General features: G+C 65.9%; 23 protein-coding genes and 1 tRNA gene. 7 read left to right on the plus strand and 17 right to left on the minus strand.

Annotated features, from left to right (window positions below; genetic code table 11):
- Window positions 1-329: TPM domain-containing protein (locus tag Q0W90_RS12850; RefSeq protein ID WP_297774800.1), on the minus strand; the 329-nt coding region annotated here is incomplete at its 3' end.
- 198 nt (window positions 330-527) lie between these two features.
- Here Q0W90_RS12850 and Q0W90_RS12855 point away from each other — a divergent pair.
- On the plus strand, window positions 528-1934 hold the full coding sequence (locus tag Q0W90_RS12855; protein WP_297700888.1) for an aldehyde dehydrogenase family protein: 1407 nt from the start codon (window positions 528-530) through the stop codon (window positions 1932-1934).
- Window positions 1935-1996: 62 nt separating this feature from the next.
- Here the strand turns inward: Q0W90_RS12855 and Q0W90_RS12860 are convergent, their stop codons facing one another.
- The 5 genes from Q0W90_RS12860 to Q0W90_RS12880 all read right to left on the minus strand — a co-directional run bounded on the left by Q0W90_RS12860 (window position 1997) and on the right by Q0W90_RS12880 (window position 6671).
- The gene (locus tag Q0W90_RS12860; RefSeq protein WP_297774802.1) at window positions 1997-2260 is read right to left on the minus strand and encodes a hypothetical protein; all 264 of its coding nucleotides are present in this window, start codon (window positions 2258-2260) and stop codon (window positions 1997-1999) included.
- Window positions 2261-2357: 97 nt separating this feature from the next.
- Entirely contained in the window at window positions 2358-2894 is a 537-nt protein-coding gene (locus Q0W90_RS12865) for a hypothetical protein (RefSeq protein ID WP_297700891.1), read from the minus strand.
- Window positions 2895-2908: 14 nt separating this feature from the next.
- Window positions 2909-4381 (minus strand): hypothetical protein, encoded by a 1473-nt coding sequence (locus tag Q0W90_RS12870; RefSeq protein ID WP_297774803.1) that lies wholly within the window; start codon window positions 4379-4381, stop codon window positions 2909-2911.
- Window positions 4382-4585: 204 nt separating this feature from the next.
- Window positions 4586-5119, minus strand: a complete 534-nt coding sequence (locus tag Q0W90_RS12875) for a hypothetical protein (protein WP_297774805.1) — start codon at window positions 5117-5119, stop codon at window positions 4586-4588.
- A 172-nt stretch (window positions 5120-5291) separates the two neighbouring features.
- Window positions 5292-6671: a hypothetical protein gene (locus Q0W90_RS12880; protein ID WP_297774807.1), complete on the minus strand. Its 1380-nt coding sequence runs from the start codon at window positions 6669-6671 to the stop codon at window positions 5292-5294.
- 149 nt (window positions 6672-6820) lie between these two features.
- On the opposite strand from Q0W90_RS12880, the gene Q0W90_RS12885 reads away from it, so the two are divergent.
- Window positions 6821-7723 carry a TylF/MycF/NovP-related O-methyltransferase gene (locus Q0W90_RS12885; protein ID WP_297700679.1) on the plus strand — a complete coding sequence of 301 codons (903 nt, stop codon included), beginning with the start codon at window positions 6821-6823 and terminating at the stop codon, window positions 7721-7723.
- An 18-nt stretch (window positions 7724-7741) separates the two neighbouring features.
- On the opposite strand, the gene Q0W90_RS12890 is transcribed toward Q0W90_RS12885, so the two are convergent.
- The gene (locus tag Q0W90_RS12890; RefSeq protein ID WP_297774809.1) at window positions 7742-10294 is read right to left on the minus strand and encodes an excinuclease ABC subunit UvrA; all 2553 of its coding nucleotides are present in this window, start codon (window positions 10292-10294) and stop codon (window positions 7742-7744) included.
- Between the two features lie 98 nt (window positions 10295-10392).
- On the opposite strand from Q0W90_RS12890, the gene Q0W90_RS12895 reads away from it, so the two are divergent.
- Window positions 10393-11544 carry an alpha/beta hydrolase gene (locus Q0W90_RS12895; RefSeq protein ID WP_297774811.1) on the plus strand — a complete coding sequence of 384 codons (1152 nt, stop codon included), beginning with the start codon at window positions 10393-10395 and terminating at the stop codon, window positions 11542-11544.
- Here the strand turns inward: Q0W90_RS12895 and Q0W90_RS12900 are convergent, their stop codons facing one another.
- The 3 genes from Q0W90_RS12900 to Q0W90_RS12910 are packed head-to-tail and all read right to left on the minus strand — an operon-like array spanning window position 11545 to window position 13682.
- Window positions 11545-11916, minus strand: a complete 372-nt coding sequence (locus tag Q0W90_RS12900) for a hypothetical protein (RefSeq protein ID WP_297700673.1) — start codon at window positions 11914-11916, stop codon at window positions 11545-11547.
- 47 nt (window positions 11917-11963) lie between these two features.
- Window positions 11964-12770, minus strand: a complete 807-nt coding sequence (locus tag Q0W90_RS12905) for an NAD(P)H-binding protein (RefSeq protein WP_297774813.1) — start codon at window positions 12768-12770, stop codon at window positions 11964-11966.
- Window positions 12771-12773: 3 nt separating this feature from the next.
- Window positions 12774-13682, minus strand: coding sequence for an RNA polymerase sigma-70 factor (locus Q0W90_RS12910; RefSeq protein WP_297774815.1), 909 nt, complete (start codon window positions 13680-13682; stop codon window positions 12774-12776).
- 761 nt (window positions 13683-14443) lie between these two features.
- Between Q0W90_RS12910 and Q0W90_RS12915 the strand changes: the two genes are divergently transcribed.
- Window positions 14444-14668, plus strand: coding sequence for a hypothetical protein (locus Q0W90_RS12915; RefSeq protein ID WP_297700608.1), 225 nt, complete (start codon window positions 14444-14446; stop codon window positions 14666-14668).
- A gap of 361 nt (window positions 14669-15029) precedes the next feature.
- Here Q0W90_RS12915 and Q0W90_RS12920 read toward each other — a convergent pair.
- The 6 genes from Q0W90_RS12920 to Q0W90_RS12945 form a co-directional block, all read right to left on the minus strand.
- Window positions 15030-15103, minus strand: a tRNA-Ile gene (locus Q0W90_RS12920).
- Window positions 15104-15240: 137 nt separating this feature from the next.
- Window positions 15241-15660: a hypothetical protein gene (locus tag Q0W90_RS12925; RefSeq protein WP_297774817.1), complete on the minus strand. Its 420-nt coding sequence runs from the start codon at window positions 15658-15660 to the stop codon at window positions 15241-15243.
- Between the two features lie 271 nt (window positions 15661-15931).
- The gene (locus Q0W90_RS12930) at window positions 15932-16330 is read right to left on the minus strand and encodes a hypothetical protein (protein ID WP_297595080.1); all 399 of its coding nucleotides are present in this window, start codon (window positions 16328-16330) and stop codon (window positions 15932-15934) included.
- A gap of 377 nt (window positions 16331-16707) precedes the next feature.
- Entirely contained in the window at window positions 16708-17574 is an 867-nt protein-coding gene (locus Q0W90_RS12935) for a carboxymuconolactone decarboxylase family protein (protein ID WP_297774819.1), read from the minus strand.
- Between the two features lie 41 nt (window positions 17575-17615).
- Window positions 17616-18989 carry a TldD/PmbA family protein gene (locus Q0W90_RS12940; protein WP_297774821.1) on the minus strand — a complete coding sequence of 458 codons (1374 nt, stop codon included), beginning with the start codon at window positions 18987-18989 and terminating at the stop codon, window positions 17616-17618.
- Window positions 18986-20506 carry a TldD/PmbA family protein gene (locus Q0W90_RS12945; protein WP_297595071.1) on the minus strand — a complete coding sequence of 507 codons (1521 nt, stop codon included), beginning with the start codon at window positions 20504-20506 and terminating at the stop codon, window positions 18986-18988. The genes Q0W90_RS12940 and Q0W90_RS12945 overlap by 4 nt, the downstream gene beginning before the upstream one ends.
- 58 nt (window positions 20507-20564) lie before the next feature.
- Here Q0W90_RS12945 and Q0W90_RS12950 point away from each other — a divergent pair, with 58 nt between their 5' ends.
- The 3 genes from Q0W90_RS12950 to Q0W90_RS12960 are packed head-to-tail and all read left to right on the plus strand — an operon-like array spanning window position 20565 to window position 23594.
- Window positions 20565-21449, plus strand: a complete 885-nt coding sequence (locus Q0W90_RS12950) for a sugar ABC transporter permease (protein ID WP_297774823.1) — start codon at window positions 20565-20567, stop codon at window positions 21447-21449.
- The gene (locus Q0W90_RS12955) at window positions 21436-22257 is read left to right on the plus strand and encodes a carbohydrate ABC transporter permease (protein ID WP_297595069.1); all 822 of its coding nucleotides are present in this window, start codon (window positions 21436-21438) and stop codon (window positions 22255-22257) included. Before Q0W90_RS12950 ends, Q0W90_RS12955 begins: the two co-directional genes overlap by 14 nt.
- The gene (locus Q0W90_RS12960) at window positions 22254-23594 is read left to right on the plus strand and encodes an extracellular solute-binding protein (protein WP_297774826.1); all 1341 of its coding nucleotides are present in this window, start codon (window positions 22254-22256) and stop codon (window positions 23592-23594) included. The genes Q0W90_RS12955 and Q0W90_RS12960 overlap by 4 nt, the downstream gene beginning before the upstream one ends.
- Before the next feature lie 9 nt (window positions 23595-23603).
- Here the strand turns inward: Q0W90_RS12960 and Q0W90_RS12965 are convergent.
- Window positions 23604-24407, minus strand: an 804-nt coding sequence (locus Q0W90_RS12965) for an amino acid permease (RefSeq protein ID WP_297774828.1), incomplete at its 5' end; no start/stop codon positions are given.

Below are 24407 nucleotides of genomic sequence, written 5' to 3' on the forward strand. Positions count from 1 at the left end.
AATGTGTACAGCTTGGTGTTGGTGGCCACCGCCAGCAGCGCATCGCGGTCGCCCATTCCGCTCGCGCCGCGGGTTTTATCGGCCCAGTTGTCCGGCTTGTACCGAGAGAAGTTGTCGACGTAGACGACCCACAGTTGAATGCGCCGATCGTTGTACAGCCGGTCGATCGCCGAGCTGACCACTGCGCGACCCGAATCGGTAAGCACCCCGGTGGTGTCCGTGATGTGGTCGGTGAGCCTGGAGGGCGGCTGCGCGCCGGCCGGGCTGGCCAGCGGCAACCCTGCCGTGAGGATCGTCAGGACGGCAGCGACCAGGCGAACAACCCGCATGGAGGTAATTTAGCCGCCGATTCGCCGTGGGCGCGCGGGGTTCGACCCCGCGATCCGACCTTTTGGGCACGTCGGGCGACCGGCAGAATCCAGCGGCGTCCTGCGCCCGTCATGACTCCTCGCGTACTAGACACCCAATGGTTACGCGCGTAACCTCTGTCGCGCGACGACAGGATCCGCTAACGAAGGGCCACGAAATTGAGTACCGCCATTCCCGTCTTCAACCCCTCCACCGAGGAGCAGATCACGGAGGTTCCCGATTCCGACCAGGCGACCGTTGACGCCGCGGTGGCCCGCGCGCGCGAGACCTTCGAGTCGGGCGTGTGGCGCAAGGCGCCCGCGTCGCACCGCGCGAACGTGTTGTTCCGCGCCGCGCGCATCATCGAGGAACGCACCGACGAGCTCGCCGCGCTCGAGGGCCAAGACAACGGCATGAACTTGACGGCCGCGCGGCACATCATCCCGGTGTCGGTCGACATGCTGAAGTACTACGCCGGCTGGGTCGGCAAGATCCACGGCGAGTCGGCCAATCTGGTGTCCGACGGCCTGCTCGGCACCTGGGAGACCTACCACACATTCACCCAGCTCGAGCCGGTCGGCGTCGTCGGCCTCATCATCCCGTGGAACGGGCCGTTTTTCGTCGCGATGCTCAAGGTCGCGCCCGCGCTCGCGGCGGGGTGCAGCGCCGTGCTCAAGCCCGCCGAGGAGACGCCGCTGACCGCCCTGAAGCTCGAGGAGATCTTCCGTGAGGCGGGCCTGCCCGACGGCGTCCTGAACGTCATCACCGGCTACGGCGAGACCACGGGGGCCGCGCTGACCGCGCATCCCGACGTCGACAAGATCTCGTTCACCGGCTCGACGGAGGTCGGACGGCTGATCGTCAAGGCGGCCGCGGGCAACCTCAAGCGGCTGACGCTCGAGCTCGGCGGCAAGTCGCCGCTGATCATGTTCGACGACGCCAACCTCGACAAGGCGATCCTGGGGGCCGGCATGGGCCTGCTCGCGGGATCGGGGCAGAACTGTTCGTGCACGTCACGCATCTACGTCCAGCGCGGCATCTACGACCAGGTAGTGCAGCGCCTGGCCGAATTCGCCCAGATGCTGCCGATGGGCGGCAGCGAAGATCCCGACTCGGTGCTCGGGCCGCTCATCAGCGACAAGCAGCGCAAGCGGGTCGAAGGCATCGTCAACGACGGCGTGGCCGGCGGCGCGCAGGTGATCACGGGCGGCAAGCCGATGGATCGCAAGGGCTACTTCTACGAGGCGACGATCGTCACCAACGCCACGCCCGACATGCGGCTGATCAAGGAGGAGATCTTCGGGCCGGTCGGCTGTGTCGTTCCGTTCGACGACGAGGACGAAGTGCTCGCGCTCGCGAACGACACCCAGTATGGTCTCGCCGGATCCATCTGGACCGAGAACCTGTCGCGCGCCCACCGCGTCGCCAATGAGCTTCGGGCAGGCCAGGTTTGGGTGAACTCGTCGCTGGCGGCGGACCCCTCGATGCCGATCAGCGGACACAAGCAGTCGGGTTGGGGCGGCGAGCGTGGCCGCAAGGGCATCGAGGCCTACTTCAACACCAAGGCCGTCTACATCGGCCTGTGAGCGGGTCACTGGGGCGCCGTGAGATACAGCCGCACCCAGCGCGACGGCGCTAACGCGGAGTTTTAGTGCGACGCGATGAGCGCGTTGCCCTCGTCTTGACAACCAGCGATGAAGTCCGGCGGAGAGTCCACTCTGGCCATTGACCCGGTTTTGAGAACGTTCGCGCGTAGACGGTCGCAGTACTGATACAGATCGGTCTCGGGCGTCAGCTGCACGTGGCGGTTGAGGACCTGATCGTCGACGGCCTGTTTGCCTTGGTTGTACGAGGGGGACCCCGGGTCGGCGCCCGCGGCGGGCGCGAAGACAACGGTAGCGGCACTAATCACCGCCGCCAGTGTCCAACCATGTACGCGACTCACGCAGACAATCTTACGTGGATATTGCTGCCAACACATCCGCGTCGATTGCGGGGACGGTGGCGGGCTAAAAGGTCCACGAGCCGGCGGATTGAAGTACGAAGCCACGGTTCAGGATTGGATCGATGCAGGCGGTCAGCCGGTCAGTACCCACGACGCACGTGATGTCCCCTTTGGTGATTTTCTGGCCGACGTTGAGCAGCGGCGACGTGATGACCGGGCACCCCGTGCCCTTCTGAAAGCCGTACGGGTTGAGGTCCGTCGGCAGCGATGACGGCGATCCCACCACGGAGCAGCCGTCGCTTCCGACCGGAGCGTTGTCCGGCAGGCCCGGTAGTGGCCCGTCACAGCTGGCGCTGACGTGATCCCCCGGCTTGGGTGGGTTGGGCAGGATGCACTGGAGTCCGTCGGGTGTCGCGAAATAAGTTGCGCCACCGGCGCGGGCGGCGGAGGTATAGGGCGCGGCATCGACCGATTGAAATGCGTTCAGATCGGGGAACTTCGGCGGCGTGGCCTTCGCGACGCCGGGAGTGGCATGCGAACAACCAAGCCCCAGAACCGCAACGGATCCGGTTATCACTGCGACGGCCACCCTGCTCAGCACGCGATGCCACCTTCCTAGTGTTGGACGCCAAAGGTTGTCGTCCACGTGTTGGGATCATAAATCGGCCCGGGCGGCCATGTGCTTACTCGGAGCTGAATGGTCTCAAGCCCGGTCGCCGGATCAAGCGACGTGCCCATGACGGTGGGACCGTAGACGGTCGGAAGCTGGTTCGGGGCGATCAGCGTTTGGGGGGTCGCCCCCATCAGACCTTGGGGTGTGGCGGCGGTGATGCCCTGCACCGGACCGCTGTTGGTCGCGCCGACAAGCATGAATCCGCCGCCTTTCAGCGCGACCACTTGGCTTTCACGGTCACCGGGGAGGCTGACGGTGCCGACTCGCTGCAAGTTGTTGACCCAGCTGTTGGGTCTGGCCGGGTCGATCGGTCCCGACACCCACAAACCCCGGGTGGTGTCGCCTACCCGGTTGCTGGTGTTGCCGATGATCACCATCTGATGGGTAGCGGGATCGTAGGCGCCGCTGGCCTGGTAAATCCCCGGCAGCTCACCGACTTTGACGGGATGGGTGGGATCGGTGTAATCCCATACCGACCCGTTGGTGGCGAATTCGTTGAACCCCGGAGTCACGGTGCCATCCGGGTGGCTGAAAAACGCATATCGATGGCCGTCGAGCCCCAGTGCGGTACCCGTCGGCAGTGGACGGGTGCCCGGCGGACCTTGGGCTAGCTCAGATGCCGGGCTGCGGGGCAAGCCATCTCGCGGATCGCCGCCGAAGGTGGGGCCCTGCCCGTCCTGAAACTGGTCTTGCAAGTCGTAGGTGTTCTGCTCGTGTCGGGGCGGGCCGGCAGGACCGGTGATCCTGGGGTCACTAAGAGGAGAGTCCTGCCCGTCCCCGAAGCCGGCAGGCCTGAACTCGGCCACCGCAGCGGCATCCTGCGGGGTGAGGTTCCCGTTTGCCTGCGCTTGACGTAGCGAGCTCGTGTAGGTGTCGCGAATCAAGTTCATGTTTTTCAGAGCGTCCCGCGTGTCGTCGGCGGCGTCGGCTTTCGCGTCCTTGATCAAAATCTGAAGCGCCTCACGGCTTTTCGCTTCGAGAGTGGGGTCCTGCAGATCTTTCGTCGCCGCGCCGATCAGTTTGTCGAGTAGCTGCAGCTGCCGTTCCAGCGTGGCGATCTCCGCGGCGCCCTCTTTTTGCGCGGCGGCCAGCATGGCGGCGATGTTCTCCAAATCGGCAGCGATCTTGGGCAACTGTTCGGTCTGCAGGCGAAGCGATTTCGTCAGCCGCTGCACTTCCGCGGAGCCGTTGATCGGGTGATCGCCATTTTGGTGATTCCAGGCCGTGTCGAAGCGCTTGCGGGCCTGCTCGAAGTCCTCTTGGGCCGCGGTGGAGCATCGGCCCGCGGCGTGAAAGGCCTCCGCCAGTTGAGAAATCTGAAACGGGTTACCCGCCTGCAAACTCCGATTGACCGCCCAGGGATCGCCGCCGGCCTGGGCGATCAGATCGGCAACGCTCAACCAGTTCAGCTGCATCGCACCGCCCTTATGCCTTCCGACCAGCTATGACGCTACCTCCGCTGGTTCCCGTCCACGCCTATTCCACCCGAGATGGCGCCGCAATTCACTTCAGTGCGCTCGTCGCGGAGTTGTGCGGTTCGCGCGGCGACGCCAAGCATCGGAATGTGCTGCTGCCGAACGCAATCGAGAGCGGCGCTTCCGGCACGGCCGAGCGCGAGGCTAGGTGTGGACTTTCCAGCCCGCTAATGGCGTGGGCGCCGCCACGGCCTTGGGGTCGCTGAACTCGACATAAACGTCGCCCTGCTTCACGTCGCCGTCGTAGCCGATGAATCCGTGGGCGGTTTGGCCGTTGGTGACGCTGCCCGAGCCCAGGGGCGGCGTCTTGTTGACCTTCTGGTAGTCGACCAGGGGCGAGCCGCCCTGTATATCCCGGTACGGGTCCTGCCTCCACGGGGTCGAGGCGGCGGTCACGGAGGTCTCGCTATAGCTGAACGGGGTGTCGGATTTGCCGACGATGGTGAGCTCGATGAGGTTGCAGCCCCCGCCGCCGGCGGAGCAGCCGGACGAGATCCAACTCGCGTTGTTGAGCGTGACGTCGGCGGTCGCGGTGCTGTACTCCGTGACATGGATGGTGGTGCCGGACTTTCCGGTCGGGAACGGCGACTGTTGGGGTGACGGATCCGCGGTGCCGAGCGGCGCCGTCGCGCACGCGGTGATCGCCAGCAATGTCGCAAGCCCTGCACTCAAGGGCATAGGTATGGCCACCTGCAGACGATAGCGCGCCTTCGGGGAGGCGACGCTTTCCGATCCTTACCGAGAAATCCGCCGCTGCGCTGATGCCCCGCCGCGCAACAATTCGGCGGTAGCAACTTTGTCGGTTACACAACCGCCTGCGAAGACGTGGTGTTGACGGCCGAACCGCGGACTATCTCTGGTCCCCTTGCGGGCGCCGCTTGTTTTTGGTTTCAGCCTCGAGCCGTAGCCGGATTGCCTTCACCCGCGCCTCGGCGGCCCGAGCTTGGGCTTCGGCAGCTTCTGCTCCTGCCCAAACTTCGGCGGCCCGAGCGCGAGTTTCGGCGGCTTCCGCGCGCGCCCGCGACTCGACGGCCAGGGCCGCGGCTTCGGCGGCTTCGGCGCGCGCCCGCTCCCGCGCCCGCGCCTCGGCGGCCAGGGCCTGGGTCTCCGCGGCTTCCGCGCGTGCCCGCGACTCGGCCACCAGCGCTTCTGCTTCGGCGGCCTTTGCCCGCTTGCGCGCTTCGGCCGCAACGGCCTCGATTTCGGCGGCTTCTGCCCGCTTCCTCGCTGCCGCGGCCTGCGCTTGCGCCTCGGCGGCTTCCGCCTGCTTCCGCGCCTCGATGGCCAACGCCTCGGCTTCGGCGGCTTTTGCGCGTGCCCGTTCCCGTTCCCGTGCCTCGGCGATGAGGGCTTGTGTTTCGGTGGCTTCGGCCTGCGCCCGCGCCTCGGCAGCCAAAGCTTCGGGTTCGGCGGCTATTGCCCGTTTCCGGGCTTCGGCGGCCAGGGCATGGGCTTCGGCGGCTTTGGCCTGCTTCCGGGCTTCGGCGGCCAGGGCATGGGCTTCGGCGGCTTCGGCCCGCTTGTGCGCCTCGGCGGCCAGCGCTTCGGCGGCCGCGGCTTCCGCGCGTGCCCGCTCTCGCGCCCGCGCCTCCGCGGCCAACGCTTCCGCCGCGGCGACCTCTGCCTGCGCCTGAGCCTCCGCGGCCACCGCTTCGGGTTCGGCGGCCAGCGCTTCGGCCGCGGCGGCTTCGTCCTGCGCCCGTGCCTCGGCGGCCAGCGCTTCGGCTTCCGCGGCCAAAGCTTCCGCTTCCGCGGCCAGCGCTTCGGCCGCGGCCGCGTCTGCCCGCGCCCGCGCTGCCGCGGCCACCGCCTCGGCTTCCGCCGCCAGCGCCTGGGCGGCGGCGGCTTCCGCCTCCGCCCCCGCGTGAGCTTCCACCTTGGGGCGCGGCGGCTTCGGCCTGGACGGCGGCCTGGGTTGATTGACCGGCGACTGACGGTTCCGCATCGGGGCGCCGGCCGCGGCCCGCGCCTTTTGCTCGGCCACTCGGTATGGACCCGCGAGGAAATCGACCAATACCAAAGCCACGCCGACCAGCAGTACCAGCGGCAGTGCCAAGGATGGGCGGATGACCATTCCCCAGATACCGGCGACTGTCAGCGGCGCGGCGAGCAACGCCGCGGCGCCCGGATACCGGCCGCCCAGGTCGAGGATCGTCGCGGGCACCGCGGACGCACGAGCGGCCAACGGGAGCCGATCCGGCCGACTGACGACGACTCTCTGAGACCCCACGATCCCGCTCCTTCACGGAGATGCTGGCTCATAAGAGTACTGCTCTATCGGCCGTTGCGGTGGATCAAATGTTCGTGTCGACGTAGCGATGTCGCCGCAATACCGTGGCCAGATCGGGCGGCTTGGGAGGCGACGGTAGTTTCGCGGCGATGGCGAGCGTGGGACCGGCCGTCGAGCGCTGGGATCTGGACGATCCACCCCCGGCGCCGATGGGATTTCACAATCCGTCGTCAATGACGTGCCAAGCCTCTACGCTGCCGATTAATCATGCTGCGTCTTCCGGCGAGGAGGTTGAGCGCATGGAGCCGTCGATGACGTCCGATTATCCGTGTAGCAACGGATTCGATTGGGCCCAATTGGTGAAGATGCCGATCGTGAGCGATGAATGGCATCATGGGCATCAAATCCTTAATTTCTACCCGATGGACAAGGACTACCGAGAATCGCCGGCGGCGCGGACGATGGTGACCGAGCACTTCGGCGATGCACAGGCCCTCGACACTGATGCGGAATTGCTCAAATTCGGCTCTGACCACGTTACGTTGCGAGGCGCGTTTTTGGAGATGGGCGTATGCACCGGCAGAACCATCAACTTCATCGCCGCGCTCAATCCCCGGCAACGTATCTGGGGATTCGATTCCTTCGCCGGCCTTCCTGAACGATGGGCTCGCACCGATATCACCGTTCCCCAAGGTACTTTTCGAGCGAATGTCAAGGGGTGGATGCCACCGGTTCTACATAACGTAACTTTGGTAAAGGGCATGTTCCACGAAACCCTTCCGGAGTTCAAAAACCGAGTTCTGAAATCCACTCCCATCGCTTTCCTACACGTCGATTGTGACATTTACGCGTCGACGAAAGAGATTTTCAACCAGCTGGTCGACAACATCGTGTCGGGCACCGTAATCGTATTCGATGAATTTTATAACTATCCGGGCGCCGAGGAACAGGAGTTCAGGGCATTCCAGGAGTTTCTGGGCCAGACCGGGAAGAAACCGGTCTATCTTGCCTACAACCAGTACTTCGAACAAGCGGTTGTCCAGATTGTCTGACTCGATTTGCGATGACGCTCAAGCCGGTAAGCACTCGGCGCGCGCCAACCGCCTCGCCAGATACGGCGCCGTGCGGCTGTGCTTCGCACGTGCCACCTTCTGCGGTGGGCCCGCCGCGGCTACGCGCCCTCCGTCGCTGCCCGCTCCCGGTCCCAGATCGATCACCCAGTCCGCCCCCGCGACCATCCGCATGTCGTGTTCGGCCACGGCGACGGTATTGCCCGCGTCGACCAGGCGGTGCAGTTGACGGTCGAGCAGATCCACATCGGCGGGGTGAAGCCCGGTGGTCGGCTCGTCAAAGACGTAGAGGGTGTGCCCCCGCCGGGGTCTCTGCAGTTCGGCGGCGAGCTTGATCCGCTGCGCCTCGCCACCCGACAGCTCGGTCGCGGGCTGTCCGAGACGGAGATACCCCAGTCCGACCTCCTGCAGCGTGGTCAGGCTCCGCGCTGCGCCGGCGACGTCGGCCAGAAACTCCGAGGCCTCATCGACGGTCATCGCGAGCACGTCGGCGATCGTACGGTCGCGATAGCGTACCTCGAGCGTCTCGTCGGAGTAACGCGCTCCTTGACACACCGGGCAGGTGGCGTATGTGCCTGGCAAGAACAACAATTCGACCGAGACGAACCCCTCCCCCTGACAGGTGGGGCAGCGACCCTCGGCCACGTTGAACGAAAACCTGCCCGCGGCCCAACCGCGGCGACGAGCCTTCGGGGTCGCGGCGAATTCACGGCGCACGGCGTCGAACAAGCCGGTGTAGGTTGCCAGCGTCGAGCGCGGCGTGCGTCCGATCGGGCGCTGGTCGACCGATACCAGCCGGTTGATCTGCTCGGCCCCCTCTGCCGTCACGCCGGCGCTCGCGTCGTGATCGAGATCGACGATGCCACTGTCGGTTTCGTCGTCATCGGATTCGGCCGGCTCGGCTGCTGGTCCGCTGCCGAGATGGTGGCGCACGACGTCGCCGAGGACCTTGACGACGAGCGTCGACTTGCCTGAGCCGGACACTCCGGTGACCGCGGTGTACACGCCAAGTGGCAGGTCCACGTCGAGGTCTCGCAAATTGTGGAAGCAGATCCCGCGCAACCGCAGCCGCCCGGACGGCGTGCGCGGTTGACGAGACGGCGGCCTGGCCCCCTCGAATAGGTACCTACGAGTGATCGACCCCTCGATGTCGGCGAGACCCGGCACCGGCCCGCTGTAGAGCACGCCCCCGCCAAGCTCTCCGGCCCCGGGGCCCACGTCGACGATCCAGTCGGCACGGCGTACCACGTCCATGTCGTGCTCGACCACGAACAACGAATTGCCCGCGCGCCGAAGGCGATCGAGCACCTCGAGTAGCGGTTCGGCGTCGGCGGGATGCAGTCCGGCCGACGGCTCGTCTAACACATAGAGCACGCCGAACAAGCCGGCCCGCAGTTGGGTGGCCAGCCGCAATCGTTGTAGTTCGCCGGGTGACACCGTCGGAGTGCGGCGACTGAGCGTGAGATAGCCGAGGCCGAGATCTACGAGTACCTGCAGGCGCGCGACGAGGTCGGCGGCGATCATGGTCGCCACTTCCGTCAGCTCACCGGATTTCGTTGACTCGTACGCGGCGGCGGCATCGGTCCGAGCAGCCGTCGGGCGCAACGTGTCAGCGAGGTCGGCTAACGGCATCGCCGTGTAGTCGGCGATGGTGCGCCCGGCGAACGTCACCTTCAGCGCCTCCGGTCGCAAGCCGGAACCGTCGCATACCGGGCACTCGACGCTGTCGACGAATTGCAGCACGCGGCGGCGCATCATCGCGCTATGGGAGTTGGCCAACGTGTGACGGACGTGGCGCTCGGCGCTGGAGAACGTGCCGTTGTAGTAATAATCGGCTTGCACAGGGTGCTGGCCCGGATCGATTTCGACGGTCGGTTGTTCATCGGTGAAAAGGATCCAATTGCGTTGTCGCTTAGTGAGTTTGCACCATGGCTTGTCGATATCGTAGCCCAGCGTGATGAGGATGTCGCGGAGGTTTTGGCCCTGCCACGCGCCCGGCCATGCGGCAACCGCGCCTTCGCGGATGGTCAGCGAGGGGTCCGGTACCAGTGTTTCTTCGGTCACCCGATGGATTCGTCCCAACCCGTGGCATTCGGGGCACGCCCCCACCGCGGTGTTCGGCGAGAACGCATCGGAGTCCAGTCGTTCCGTGGCCCCGCGCGGGTAGGTGCCGGCACGGGAGAACAGCATCCTCAGCAGGTTTGACAGGGTGGTGACGGTGCCGACCGTCGATCGCGACGTCGCCGAACCCCGCCGCTGCTGCAGTGCGACGGCAGGCGGTAACCCGGTGATGTCGTCCACCTTTGGCGCGCCGGTGGGCAATAGCAGGCGGCGGGCGTAAGGAGCGACCGATTCGAAATAGCGGCGCTGGGCCTCGGCATAGATGGTCCCAAAGGCCAATGACGATTTGCCGGATCCGGAGATTCCGGTGAACGCGACCAGCGCGTCACGCGGCGCTACGACGTCGACACCCCGCAGGTTGTGGACCCGTGACCCGTAAACACGCACGCAAGGGTCGATTTCGTCCGTGCTTCGATTGGACATTTGCGTCATCTTGCCCAGCGGATACCCCCAGTTGCGGCCGCACAAGCGCGACGCTTGCTGCTCGAGGCCGTTTCAACGCCTGGCCGGGCGGGAATTCCGCCGTGGCCATGACGCAGACATCACCAAGCCGCATCCACCTGAGCCATCACGTCGTCGAACTCGATGACGGACGCCGGATCGGACTTTCAGTCGGCGGTCGCGGAGTGCCGCTGTTATTCATGCACGGACTCCTGCTGAGTCGTAAGGCATATCTACGGATGCTCAGCCGGATCGCCGGTATGGGGTTTCTGGTCGTCGCCGTCGATGCCGCCGGTCACGGCGACACCGGGCGACTGCCCAGCGACGCGTGCGGCTTCACCGATCGCGCCGATTCGGTGTTGCGCACGCTGGACGCGCTCGGCATCGGGCAAGCGTTGTTCGTCGGCCATTCGATGGGCGGGCGAATGACCATCCAGCTGGCCGCACGCGCGCCCGAGCGGGTACTGGCTGCCGTGCTGTTCGACCCGGCGGCCGGAGCCCGGTTCGACACGACCATCCCGACACTGGTGAAATCCCCGACCAAAGCGTTGGGCGCGGCCTACACCGCGGTCCGCGACACACTGGGCGACCCGACGCAGCTCTCAGCCGAAGAGCAGTTCGGATATTTCCGCGTGCTGGCCGCGGTGGCGGTGCCCAACCTGCGTTATCCACTCGGGGCCGTCCGGACGATCAAGGCCATCATCGAGTCCGGTGACTACACGCCGATGCTGCACACCATGCGCGACGAGGGGATGCCCACGATGGTGGTGCACGCCGAAAAAGACATGATCGTGCCGTTCCCACACGCGCGCGAACTCGCCAACGCATCCGACGCCACGCTGTACAAGGTGCCAAAGGCGTACCACTCGTGGATGATCGCCAATCCCCGGCAGGGCGCCGACGCATTTCGTCAACTGCTCGATGGCGAACTGGGCGAGGTGCTTCGCAACGCCGCCGACACGATGGGCATCGCGGACGTCGATGACCACGAGGCGTGGGAGCGCGAACTGCTGGACCCCGACGCGCTGGTGTTGCGGTTCATCCACGGTCGCGACCGGGTCGAAATCGGGGCGGAGGAGCTCGACCATGTCGACCTCGAACTGGTGCGCCGTAGCGAGCGCTCGCAGGAACGGATTTCCTGGGCTCGACGAATGTATCGCCGGTGGGCGGCCAAGCACCTGCATCAGGCGCGATCGATGATCGGGCAGAAGACCCGGATTGAGCCGGAGCACCGCGAATAGCTACCGGTGCAATATGGCGGCTCGCCTTGGCCGCCAAGCCGTGAGGATCAGCAGACCAGCCGGCAGCAGCACCGCGACCGTGAGCACAATCGTTTGCCAGACCGCGGCCGCCATCGTGAAGTGCTCCAGGTGCGTGAGATGAAAGATCAGGTGCGGGATGGCGAAGAGCAGGTAAGCGCCCAGGGCGATCCGCACCATGCGGCGCTCCATCGTGATTGCGGCGACAACGAATACGAGCGCAAGCGAGAGATTCATGGCGCCGTAGTCGCGCATGAGGTGTTCGGAGTACGGCGGGATGAGATCCACCCACGGCACGTAGTCGTAGAACGCCCGCGGGGCCAGTGTCGCGACGAGCCCGAGCACGACCTCCACGACCGTGAGAAACCACACCCCGGCGCGAAGCACGGTCAGCCGGGCAGTCAGCGCGACTCCTTGCGTAGGCGCGGCAGGTAAGTGCGGATGATGCCGCGGTAGGGCAGCTGGCCGGTGGCCTGTTGTTCACCGAGGTATTGCTCGAAGGTGATCGTGCCGGCGGCGTGCTCCGGGGCCAGCAGCCCGCCGGCCCGTATCCCGCCAAACACCTTGCCGGGCAACCGGATCGGGATGATGGGTCGGCGCTTACCTACGATCGCCAGGTAGCTGCGGGCAAGGTCGTCGAGCCCGCGCGCCTGCGGGCCGCCGAAATCGGGCGCACGCCCGATCGGCTCGCCCAGCGCCAATTGGGCTAACCGTGCGCCCACGTCGCGCACGTCGACCGGTTGGAACCGCAGGCCCGACGGCAGCGCCATGATCGGCGGCTTCGCGAGCATGCGCAATAGGAAGGCGATCAGATCGTGAAATTGGGTCGCCCGCAGCACCGTCCATGGCAGGCCCGACTCGGCGATCATGCGTTCGTTGGCGAGCATCATGCGGTAGAGGGCGAATGGGACGCGGTCGATACCGACGATGGAGACGTACACCAGATGCGGTGCGCCCGCCCGTTTGGCCGCCGGTACCAGGTGCTCGCTGGGATAGACGCAGTGCACGATCGTGTCGACGCCGTCGATCGCCGCGTCGAGCCCTTCACCGGTTTGCACGTCCCCCACGACATGCCGGACGTCGGTGGACTGCTGGGGGCGCCGCCCGCGGCTGAGAACACGGACCTCCTTCCCCGCCGCCGTCAGGCTGTCGACGACGACGCGGCCCACTGTTCCCGTACCACCGGTTACGAGTACTGAGTTCGTCATACCCTATGAACCGGACAGGCCCGCCGGATGTGACAACTGCTCGGCAAGAAATCGCAGTTTGTCGGGATTGGCGACTATCCGCAGGGCGGCTATCCGCTCGCCCGTAATCTCGAAGCACAAGACGCCGGCCAGCGTGTCGCCGTCGAATGCCAGCACCGCCGGCTCGCCGTTGACCTCGGCGGCATCGAGACGCAGCTGTATCTGCGCCAGGTTTCTGGTGAACACCCGCGCCACGTACTGGGCCATCCGGTCGCGGCCCGAGACCACGCGCCGGGCGGCCGCCACCTTGCCGCCGCCGTCGGCCGTCGAGGTCACATCGGCGGTCAAGATCTCGACGAGTCCGACGACGTCGCCGGCGGTGGCGGCGGTGAAGAACTGATCAACCAGTGACTGCCACTGCGCCCGATCAGGTTGGAAACGCCGCCGAGGTTCACCAAGGCGTTGCCTCGCGCGCCGGTACAGCTGCCGGGCGTTGGTCTCCGACATCTCGAGGATCTCGGCGATCTCTAAATGGCTGTAGGCGAACGCCTCTCTGAGCACGAACGCCGCCCGCTCGTTGGGGGTGAGTTGCTCCATCAAGCTCAGCAGCGCGATGGACACCGACTCACGTTGCTCGGCGGCTTCCTGCGGGCCGAGTGCCCGGTCGTCGGTGAGGACCGGCTCCGGAAGCCACGGCCCGGGGTAGACCTCCCGGCGAGCGCGGGCCGACGTGAGCCGGTTGAGGCACAGGTTCGTGACGGCCTTGGTAAGCCACGCCGGCAGCGATTCGATGAGCGCTGAGTCTGCGCGGTGGAGTCGCAGGTATGCATCCTGCACCGCGTCTTCGGCTTCGCTCGCCGACCCCAGCAGTCGGTAGGCCAACCAGAACAGCCGCGGCCGCTGAGCCTCGAAGTCCTCGACGAGCTCGGTCACACTGCCAAGACTGCCACGGCTCGAATGTCGCCGGATGGCTGCAACCGCACAGTGGGTGCGGTCTCAAAAGTGATATCGCATGTGCTATCGCTTTTGAGATTCGCTTGGCAGGGCAGACGGGCCGTCACCACCCACGCCAGCCGGTTCTGGACCACGGCCTGGCGGCCGCCGCTAAGTAGAACGCTCCGCTGCTCCGGTGTCAGTGCTCCCGGTCGATAACCGCCGCGTCCAACTCCGCGATCGAGGCGGACCCGCCGAGCGCAATACCGGCCTGATCAGCCACACTTCCGCAAGCTTCGGACCGATGGCCTTGCCGGATACGCCTTCGTCTGCGAACTGCTCTACGGTCCAGCTGCGCCGTTTGGCCTCTGAATCGATGGTTTCGCGTTGTGCCTCTAGTCCGTTACGCCTGTTTGTCGGTGCTCACCCGTGTATAGCCAAACATCAACGGTTGCATTGGTTCTCGCATGTCTGCCTTGGTTGGCACCTGGTGTGTTCCCTTACCGGTGTGGGGCGTAACCGAGCGATTGCGCCTTTCGCCTTAAGTGTCGGCCGAATGGCACGAAGGTGGAGACATCGCGATGTCGTCAGCGCACGGAGTTGTCGGAGCACAAGGTGCGCAGACCCGTTTGAGTACTATCGGCGCGATTGAGGACCGTGGCCCGGAGGGTGGCCGCACTTAGCAGATTCCTAACAGATCCTTGGGAGATTGCTAGCTTGCCTCTCAGCAGATGACAAGAGGGGCGGCGAATGATAGGTCCATGCTCGATTTCTCCGATCTGGTCGCAGCCCATGTCGTCGAACACCCTGCCGCGTATCTGAAATGCGGTCTTTGCCAACGAGTAATCACCAAAGCAACTGCTGTAATCCGGCGCTTCGCCGGAATTGATGTGGTGTCCTGCCACGACTGCCAATTCGAACAGATGGCAGCACTGCTCGTGGCTGGCACGGAAGTTAATGAGGACGACGCAACCGCGGTCGCCTAGGGCTCGATGCATCCATCACCAATCCTCTCCGAAGTACGGTCCCGTTGGGATTGACCCGGAACTGAGGTCTCGTGTGCCTGGTGCTGTTCGCGGCTCGGGTGATGGTGACAACTGTGAAGCCGCGCCATTCCACCCATGCCAGGGCATGGAGCCCGCTTGGAGTGGTTGACATCAGGCACGCCGAGAAGTTCCTAGGCGAGGTCTGTCAGGTTCAGCAAACAGATCGCGTCGGCGTAGATCACGCTGAGCGCGAATCGGGTTTCAGCCCGTTACGGAGTGTCAAGGATCAGCCGAAACCACTGTCAAGCATCACCCGGAACCGAAATGTCAAGCATCAACCGAGGTCATACAGCCTCTGACGTGGGGCGGGCGGGGCTCGAACCCGCGACCAACGGATTATGAGTCCGCGGCTCTAACCAACTGAGCTACCGCCCCCGACGTGGTTATCCGTAGGAAACGGTAGCCGAAGACCGAAGTCAGTGTCCGTCGGGCGGCACGCCGCCCACGTCAGACGTCACTCGATGGGCGCCGCGTCGTGGCAGCGCCCATCGGCAACCAAAGGCGCTTTGCGGTCAGGCGTGGGACGGTCCCTGTGCGACTTGACCCTTGATCGCGGGGATCATTTCCGGCGCGTAGACGAAGACGGCGGACTCGACCTCCCACTCCGCCTGATCGTGTTTCATCGACGTCGTGTTGGTCACCATGTTCACCAGGTTCTTCCCGGTGGCCAGAGGATCGGCCGAGGTGCGGACCTGATCGGCGAACCACCGGCCCTCGGCGGTCATGTTGCAATCGTTGAACTCGGCGGTGTGGGTCATCTTGTTCTGCGCCAGCAGGTTGATGTACTGGTCGTCCTTCGGGGTCATATTGCAGGCGGCCGAGGCTTGCGGCGCTGACAGCAGCGCCTCACCCAGCATCGATGTCGCCAATACGGCGCCGGCAGCACCCAGCGCCAGCACCTGCCCGCGCGAGCGGGTACGTCTGATTGTCATCGTTCGGACTCCTTCGCGTTGAAATTTGCTGATCTACCTGTCGCACACCGACTACACGGACGGCGAGCGCGACAAACGGCGGTGATTACCAACAGTGGGTGAACAAAGACGGTCGAAACCACAGTGCGAGAAGCTATTCAAGAAAACGGCACCATTCACAGGATGGGCGAGTTCCTTGGGACGCGCGACGAACCGACTTCCAAAGCCGTTGCGGCCGTTTGATGTTCGTTGCGCGTGGGGCCCTAGGCCACGCGCCGGGTGCAAGCCGTACTTAGGACTCGGTCGGCCAGTTTTGTTTCGCGGCCTGGTCCTTGATCTTGGGGATCACTTCCGGCGCGTAAACATAGATCGCCGACTCGACCTCCCACTCGGCCTTGTCGGCCTTCAGCGGCGTCGTGTTGGTCACCATGTTCACCAGTTCTTTGGCCTTGCCGAACGGATCGGTTGAGCTCTTCACCTGAGTGGCGAACCAACGGCCCTCGGCGGCCTCGTGACAATCGCTGTACTCGGCGCTGTGCACCATGCTGTTCTGGGCCAGCAGATTGATGTATTGATCATCCGCAGGGCTCAATTGGCATGTCGCCGAGGCCAGCGGGGCCGACAGCACGGCGCCGCCCAGCATCGAGGCCCCCAGCGCGACGCCGGCGGCCCAGACCGACGACACCCGCATGCGCGAGCGTGTACGGGTGTTTGTCATTTCGAACCTCCCTCTGCGCGGGAACACAGTTGGCTCCGACGCAAACCCAAGCCACGAATACTGCAAACAACTAACCGGGGAATCCATCAGGACGGCGGCTAATGATGTGCGTCCCGTGGCCACCCGGCCGGGGCCACGCTGCCATTTCGCTACCGTCACGTCTCGGTGGTCATTTCAGTGTCGGCGACGGGGCTTAAGTTAGCGAATGACCCCCCCACACAGCGAAAACGCACGCTTGCGCGTCGATGTACGAATGGTTAACATTTCGTGCCCTCGCGCCGGGATGGGCCCGCCGTTCAAACAGCTAAGGGTCGTCCGGCCGGCGGCTGCCGGGCTCGCGTCGGCCCCCGTCAGCTAAATACCGTCTGGCCCTCGGCGTTGATCAGGTACCGCTCGGTGCCGCTTTCGACGCGCGGGGCGTCGGCGCCCAGTGACACGGCAACCTTATTGCTGGCATTGCGCATGACGTCGAAGGTGAGCTCGATGGATTCCGCCTCGGAGAACCGGGAGCGTACCTCGGCGACCTCGTCGGCGACGAGGCGCGCAGGCGTCCAAATCAACGCATCGGCATAGCGAAGTGCTGCTTTTGCGCGGGCGTCGAGCAAACCCGACGATTCGAAGCGCTCGATCTCCTCGTATAGCGTTTCCGAACCGCCGGCATCGAGCGCCCCGCCCTCGCGGAGCGAGTTGCACAGCCGGCAATTGTGTTGTGCCGCGCCCCGCAGCCGCACCAGTTCGGAGGTGATCGGGTCCAGCGCACGCATTCGCGCCACGGCGATTAAAAAGTCGTTGAACACCGAATCCGACGGGTCGGTGGTGTGATCCCACACGATCGGTCCGGCCACCCAGCCCAGGTACTGCGTGCCGACGCCGAGCGCTTCCAACCCGGCCCGCACCCGGGGAACGAAATCGGCGATGTACATCTGCACGACCACCCCAAAGGTGCGGTCCCCGAGTTGTTTCCACAACCGGGAGCGTTGCCCGGGGGTGATCGACGAGACGTCGGCGCTGAATTGTTCGGCGAATTCGGCGACGGCGGCCTCGGTGTCCGATTCGGGCTCGCCCACCTCGACGGGCGCGGGCAACGGCGGCAGTGACAACGTCTGCGCGCAGACCCGACGAATGAGCGCCGCGAGGCGACCGTCGCCGGGCGTCCCGGGAAACAGCGCCACCAAGCGGGTGAGCTGGTCTTCTCGAACCGAAACGGGAGCCGCCATCCGTCACACGCTAGAGCGCGCGTTGCCCGGCGGCAATCAACCTATTGGGCCTGGCTCACCGAGGACATGTGGAAATCGGGTATCCGCAGCGACGGCATCGCGGCGCGGGTCGCCCAATCCCCCATTTCGCGCGGCAGGGTCTTCTCGCTGACGCCGGCCTCGGTGGCCCGTCGCAGCAGGTCCAGCGGGCTTTCGTTGAACCGGAAGTTGTTGACGGCCGCCGTCACGTGTCCGTCTTCGATCAGGTAGACGCCGTCGCGGGTCAGGCCGGTGAACAACAGCGTGGTGGGGTCGACGACCCGGATGTACCACAGTGTGGTCAGCAGCAGGCCACGCTCGGTGGTCGCGATCATGTCGTCTTGAGTGGCCGTCCCCCCGGTCATCACCAGGTTGTCGGCGGCGACCGCGACGGGGGCGTCGTATTTGGCGGCGGTGGCCCGCGGATAGGCCAACGCGTGGATCACCCCGTCGCGGATCCAGTCCACCTGGTTGATCTCCATGCCGTTGTCGAACACCGACAGCGTCTCCGAGGAGCTGCTCGCCGCGACGAACGGCGTGCAGACAAGGCCGGGCGCCATCGGATCGGAGAAGAGCGTCAGCGGCAAGTCGGTGAGCCGCTCCCCCACCCGGGTGCCGCCACCGGGCGCCGAGAACGCGGTCCGGCCCTCCTGCGCACCGCGGCCGGCCATCGACCAGGCCATGTAGATCATCATGTCGGCCACCGTCGAGGGCGGCATGATCGTCTCGTAACGCCCCGCCGGCAACTCGACGCTGCGCTGTGCCCAGCCCAGCCTCCTCGACAGCTCCTCGAGCAGCGAATCCGTTGGCACATCGACGAAGTCGGGAGTCCCGATACCCGCCCACGCGCTGGCGTCGCCGCGTTTGGCGTTGATCTCCACCGCCCCGGTGGGCTGGCTGAAACGCCGGCGCAATCCGGTCGACGACGCCAAGAACGTCGTCGAAACGCTATGGTGCGCAAAGCCGTAGAGCCGATCCGCGCCCCGGAATCCCCGGCTCAGGGAGTCGGCCACGTCGGCGAAGACCAGGGGTCCGGTGCCCGGCACCGGCGCGTCCCACTCGGCGGGCACCCCGCTATCACCGAGCAGCGGTGCGGCATCGCCGGCCTCCGGCGCCGCGCCGGCGGCCTCCTGGGACGCCGCCACCAGGCCGGGGAGCACCCGCGGGTCCGCCTCGGCGGACACCACCGTGCCGATGCGCGCGCTGGAACCCCGGCGCACCACGGAGATGACCGTCACGCTGCGACTCACCGAAACCCCGTTGGTGGTCATCGAATTGCCCGCCCAGCGCAAGGTCGCCTCGACCTCGTCGGTGACCAGCACCATGGTCTCGTCGGCGCCGCCGAGCTTGGCCGCCTCGTCGAGCACGATGTTGACGACGTGCTGCCCGGTGATCATCGGCGCCCGCCCTCGGTGCGGGTGTTGAGCACGTTGACGCCGCGGAACAGCGCCGACGGACACCCGTGGCTGACCGCCGCGATCTGCCCGGGCTGGGCCTTACCGCAGTTGAACGCCCCACCCAGTCGCCACGTGGACGGGCCGCCCACGGCCTCCATCGAGTTCCAGAAATCGGTCGTGGTGGCCTGATAGGCGACGTCGCGCAACTGACCGTCCAGGCGGCCGTCGCGAATCCGGAAGAACCGCTGGCCGGTGAACTGGAAGTTGTAGCGCTGCATGTCAATCGACCACGATTTGTCGCCGACGATGTAGATGCCGTCCTCGACCCGGGCGATCAAGTCCTCGGTGCTGATGTCCTCGGGGGCGGGCTGCAGGGACACGTTGGCCATGCGCTGGATCGGCACGTGATGCGGCGAGTCGGCATACGAGCACCCATTGGAGCGCGGCTGCCCCAGGCGCCGGGCGAACACCCGGTCGAGCTGATAGCCGGTGAAGATCCCGTCGCGCACCAGATCCCAGCTCTGCGCGGCCACCCCTTCGTCGTCGTAACCGATGGTGGCCAAACCGAATTCGACGGTCCGGTCGGCGGTCACGTTCATCACCGGCGACCCATACCGCATGGCGCCCAGCTTGTCCGGTGTGGCGAACGACGTTCCCGCATAGGCGGCCTCGTAACCGATCGCGCGGTCGTATTCGGTCGCGTGACCGATGGATTCATGAATCGTCAGCCACAGGTTGGTCGGGTCGATCACCAGGTCTTTGCGTCCCGGAATAACGGTGGGCGCCTTGACCTTCTCGGCCAGCAGTGACGGCAGCTGGGCCAGCTCGTCGGTCCAGCTCCACACCTCGTCACCGGCCAAGACCTCCCAGCCGCGGCCCGTCGGCGGCAAAAGCGTCCGCATCGAATCGAAGCTGCCCGCCGCGGGATCGACGGTCACCGCCTCCAGCGTGGGCTGGATCCGCACGCGCTGCTGGGTGATCGAGGATCCGAAAGTGTCGGCGTAGAACGTCTGCTCCTTGACCGCGGTCAGCACCGCCGACACGTGATCGACGCCGTCGGCGCTCAGCAGCCGCCCGGAGTACTCGTCGAGCACGGCGATCTTGTCGGCGGTGGAGACCTCGAACGGATCGATCCGGTAGTTCGACACCCACGTCGCATCCGTGTAGACGGGTTCGGGTGCCAGCTCGACGCGCTCGGTGCTCAGCGTCGCCAGCGTGGTGGCGACGTGCACCGCGCGCCGGGCCGTCTCGGCCGCCACCGACGGCACCAACTCCGCGTGCGAGGCGAATCCCCAGGTGCCGTCGACGATCACCCGCACCGCCAGGCCGACCTCACGGTTGATCACCGCGGTCTCGAGCGCGCCGTCGCGCAGCTGGACGATCTCGGTGGTGATGCGATGAACCCGCAGGTCGGCGTGGGTGGCCCCGGCCGCGGTGGCCGCCGACAGCGCGGCTTCGGCCAGTTCGTGGCGCGGCAGGTCGAGGAAGTCGGCATCGATCCCCCGGTTCGGTGTCACGGCACCACCGTAACGGCCGGTCACCCCAGACCGCGGCGGCGCCCGCTTTAATTACCCCATGGCCAGCGCGGAACGCAGGATCGGTCCTCGATCGACCGCGCTGGGCTACGCGCTGCTGGCGCCCAGCTTGTTCGGTGTCCTCGCCTTCCTGCTGTTGCCCATCCTGGTGGTGATCTGGCTGAGCCTGTGTCGATGGGATCTGCTGGGACCGCTGCGCTTTGTGGGCCTGTCCAACTGGCGATCGGTGCTGGCCGACGCCGGGTTCGCCAACTCGCTGATCGTCACGACGATCTTCGTGGCGATCGTGGTGCCGGCGCAGACGGCATTGGGGCTGCTGGCCGCGTCCATGCTGGCCCGCCAGCTTCGCGGCACCGGTCTGTTTCGCACCGTGTTTGTGCTGCCGTGGATTTGCGCGCCGCTGGCGATCGCGGTGCTGTGGCGGTGGATCCTGGCACCCACCGACGGCGCCGTGAGCACCGTACTGGGACACAGCATCGAATGGCTTTCCGATCCCAGCTTCGCGCTGCCTCTGGTTTCGGCCGTCGTGGTGTGGTCCAACGTCGGATACGTCTCACTGTCGTTCCTGGCGGGCCTGCTGGCCATCCCCGACGAGGTGCACGCCGCCGCACGCACCGATGGAGCCACCGCGTGGCAGCGGTTCTGGCGCATCACGATACCCATGCTGCGGCCGACGACCTTCTTTGTGCTGGTGACCGGGATCGTCAGCACCGCACAGGTTTTCGACATGGTGTACGCGCTGACCGGCGGCGGGCCGGCGGGCAGCACCGATTTGGTGGCCCACCGCATCTACGCCGAGGCCTTCGGCTCGGCGGCCATCGGCCGGGCATCGGTCATGGCGGTGGTGCTGTTCATGATCCTGATCGGCGTCACCCTGGTTCAGCACCTGTATTTCCGGCGACGGATCAGCTATGACCTCACCTAGCCGCGCCAATACGGTGATTTATGCGGGCCTGACGCTGGGCGCGTTGATCACGTTGGTGCCGTTCGTGCTTGGGCTGATGACCGCGTTCACCTCGGCACACCAATTCGTGACGGGTACGCCGTTGCAGCTGCCGCGACCACCCACACTCGCCAACTTCACCAACCTGGCCGGAGCCGGGTTCGGCCGCGCGGCGGCGGTCACCGCGTTGATGACGGCGGTGATCCTGGTGGGCCAGTTGACCTTTTCCGTGCTGGCCGGATACGCCTTCGCGCGCTTGCAGTTCCGTGGGCGCGACGCGCTGTTCTGGGTCTACATCGCGACGCTGATGGTTCCGGGAACGGTCACGATTGTGCCGATGTATCTCATGATGGCCCAGCTCGGCCTGCGCAACACATTCTGGGCGTTGGTGCTGCCGTTCATGTTCGGCTCGCCCTACGCGATCTTCCTGCTGCGCGAGCACTTTCGCATGATTCCCAACGACCTGATCAACGCCGCCCGCCTGGACGGGGCCAACACCCTCGACGTGATCGTGCATGTGGTGATCCCGTCCAGCCGCCCGGTCCTGGCCGCCCTGACGCTGATCACCGTGGTCTCGCAGTGGAACAACTTCATGTGGCCGTTGGTGATCACCAGCGGCCACAAGTGGCGGGTGCTCACCGTCGCGACCGCCGACCTACAGTCGCGGTTCAACTCCCAATGGACGTTGGTGATGGCGGCCACCACCGTCGCGATCGCCCCACTGATCGCGCTTTTCGTGGTGTTCCAGCGCCACATCGTCGCGTCGATCGTCGTCTCGGGGCTCAAGTGAGCCGGCCCCGGTTCTCCACGCTGGTCGCCGGAACGGTTGCGTTGGTCGCGGTGCTATTGGCGGCGATGGCGGTGCTGCTGGATTACTCCGGCCAGCCCCACGGCGCCAAGACCATTGTGACGGTGCGAATCTGGGGCGATCAGATCGGTGCGGCCTATCGGCAATCGTTCCAGGCGTTCACCCGCGCCCATCCCGACATCGAAGTGCACGTCAACATGGTGGCGTACCCGACCTACTTCAACACCCTGCGCACCGACGTGGCCGGCGGCAGCGCCGACGACATCTTCTGGCTGTCCAACGCCTACCTCGCGCCTTACGCCGACAGCGGCCGGCTACTCAATATCGGTGCGGCGCTGGGGCGCACCGCCGCCGCGGACTGGGAGCCGCCGGTCGTCGAGCAGTTCACCCGCCACGGCACGCTCTGGGGCGTGCCGCAACTGACCGATGCCGGGATCGCCTTGTACTACAACGCGGACCTACTCGGGGCGGCCGGCATCGATCCCGCCCAGCTGAGCGCCTTGCGGTGGAGCCCCGACGATGGTGACACGCTGCGTCCCATCCTCGCCCGGCTCACCGTCGATGCCGGCGGAAACCGCGGAGACACCACGGGCTTCGACGCCGGGCGGGTGCGGCAGTGGGCATACAACGCGGCCAATGACCCTCAGGGGATCTACCTGAACTACATCGGTTCGGCCGGCGGTGTGTTCCAGCGCGGCGACGCGTTTGCGTTCGACAATCCCGCGGCCGTGACCGCCTTTCAATATCTGGTCGATCTGATCAACCGCGACCACGTCGCGCCGCCCGCCGCCGACACCAACGACAACGGCGACTTTTCCCGCAACCAATTCCTGGCCGGCCGGATGGCGCTGTTCCAGTCAGGCACCTACAACTTGGCGCCGGTGTCCCGCGACGCGCGCTTTCGTTGGGGTGTGGCGATGATGCCGTCCGGCCCGGTGGGTCGCGTCAGTGTCACCAATGGCATTGCCGCGGCGGGCAATGCGGCGACACGGCATCCCGACGCGGTGCGTCAGGTCCTGGCCTGGATGGGCAGCAAACAGGGCAATGAATATCTGGGCCGCTACGGTGCGGCCATCCCCGCGGTGTTATCGGCCCAACCGGTCTACTTCCGCTATTGGGCCGGTCGGGGTGTCGACGTCACACCCTTCTTCAGTGTGCTGAACGGTCCGCGCATCGCGGCGCCCGGGGGCGCCGGCTTCGCGGCAGGCAATGACGCTTTGCAGCCGTATTTCGACGAAATGTTCTTGGGCCGCGGTGACGTCGCGTCGACATTACAGCGGGCTCAGACGGCGGCCAATACCGCCGCGGCGCGCCAGTGAGCGGCCTCATCACTGCGAGCCGCTCGATACGTCGCCGACCGTCTCGTCGTTGAGCGCGCTGTGGTGGCGGCCCCAGACGAAATAGAAAATCAAGGCCAGCAAGACCCAACCGCTGAACGCGATCCAGGTGTACCAGTGCAAGCTGGCGAGAATGTACCCGCAGGCCGCCACCGAAAGGATCGGCGTGACAGGGTAACCCGGAACCTTGAAGCCCCGTGGCAGGTCGGGCTCGCGCACCCGCAAGACGATCACGCCGACAGAGACGACGATGAACGCGGTCAGTGTGCCGATCGACACCATGTCCGCCAGCCTTTGCAGCGGTATGAAGGCCGCCAGAGTCGAGGCCGCCGTCGCGACGATCACCGTGTTGTTCACCGGGGTCATCGTGCGTGGGTGCACCGTCGCGAACCTTGCGGGCAGCAGCCCGTCACGGCCCATGGCGAACAGGATGCGCGTCAGGCCGTACATGGTGACCAGCGTGACGCTGAAGATCGAAATGACCGCGCCCGCAGCCAGAACCGAGCTGGCCCAGCTGCCGTGCGTGACGTTCTGGAGAATCGTTGACAGCCCGGCCTCCTGCTGGCCGGCGAAGACTTGCCAGGGCTGGGTACCCAGCGCGGCCAGCGCGACGAACACGTAGACGGTGGTGACGGTCAGCAGCGCGGCGATCAGCGCGCGCGGCATGGTCTTCTGCGGGTCTTTCACCTCGTCGCCCGCGGTGGACACGGCGTCGAGGCCGATGTAGGAGAAGAAGATAGTGCCGGCCGCCGACCCGATGCCCGCGGCGCCGAACGGCGCGAAGTCCTCTAGATG

Origin of the sequence: Mycobacterium sp. (genome assembly GCF_025933915.1) — a bacterium.
Classification (GTDB): domain Bacteria; phylum Actinomycetota; class Actinomycetes; order Mycobacteriales; family Mycobacteriaceae; genus Mycobacterium.

Coding starts and splice junctions, on each gene's coding strand:
- Q0W90_RS12905 (WP_297774813.1), bottom strand. CDS start 12,770: ATGACGAACTCAGTACTCGTAACCGGTGGTACGGGAACAGTGGGCCGC.
- Q0W90_RS12875 (WP_297774805.1), bottom strand. CDS start 5,119: ATGCCCTTGAGTGCAGGGCTTGCGACATTGCTGGCGATCACCGCGTGC.
- Q0W90_RS12885 (WP_297700679.1), top strand. CDS start 6,821: ATGGCGAGCGTGGGACCGGCCGTCGAGCGCTGGGATCTGGACGATCCA.
- Q0W90_RS12915 (WP_297700608.1), top strand. CDS start 14,444: ATGCTCGATTTCTCCGATCTGGTCGCAGCCCATGTCGTCGAACACCCT.
- Q0W90_RS12935 (WP_297774819.1), bottom strand. CDS start 17,574: ATGGCGGCTCCCGTTTCGGTTCGAGAAGACCAGCTCACCCGCTTGGTG.
- Q0W90_RS12930 (WP_297595080.1), bottom strand. CDS start 16,330: ATGCGGGTGTCGTCGGTCTGGGCCGCCGGCGTCGCGCTGGGGGCCTCG.
- Q0W90_RS12955 (WP_297595069.1), top strand. CDS start 21,436: ATGACCTCACCTAGCCGCGCCAATACGGTGATTTATGCGGGCCTGACG.
- Q0W90_RS12950 (WP_297774823.1), top strand. CDS start 20,565: ATGGCCAGCGCGGAACGCAGGATCGGTCCTCGATCGACCGCGCTGGGC.
- Q0W90_RS12940 (WP_297774821.1), bottom strand. CDS start 18,989: ATGATCACCGGGCAGCACGTCGTCAACATCGTGCTCGACGAGGCGGCC.
- Q0W90_RS12890 (WP_297774809.1), bottom strand. CDS start 10,294: ATGACGCAAATGTCCAATCGAAGCACGGACGAAATCGACCCTTGCGTG.
- Q0W90_RS12870 (WP_297774803.1), bottom strand. CDS start 4,381: ATGCAGCTGAACTGGTTGAGCGTTGCCGATCTGATCGCCCAGGCCGGC.
- Q0W90_RS12925 (WP_297774817.1), bottom strand. CDS start 15,660: ATGACAATCAGACGTACCCGCTCGCGCGGGCAGGTGCTGGCGCTGGGT.
- Q0W90_RS12895 (WP_297774811.1), top strand. CDS start 10,393: ATGACGCAGACATCACCAAGCCGCATCCACCTGAGCCATCACGTCGTC.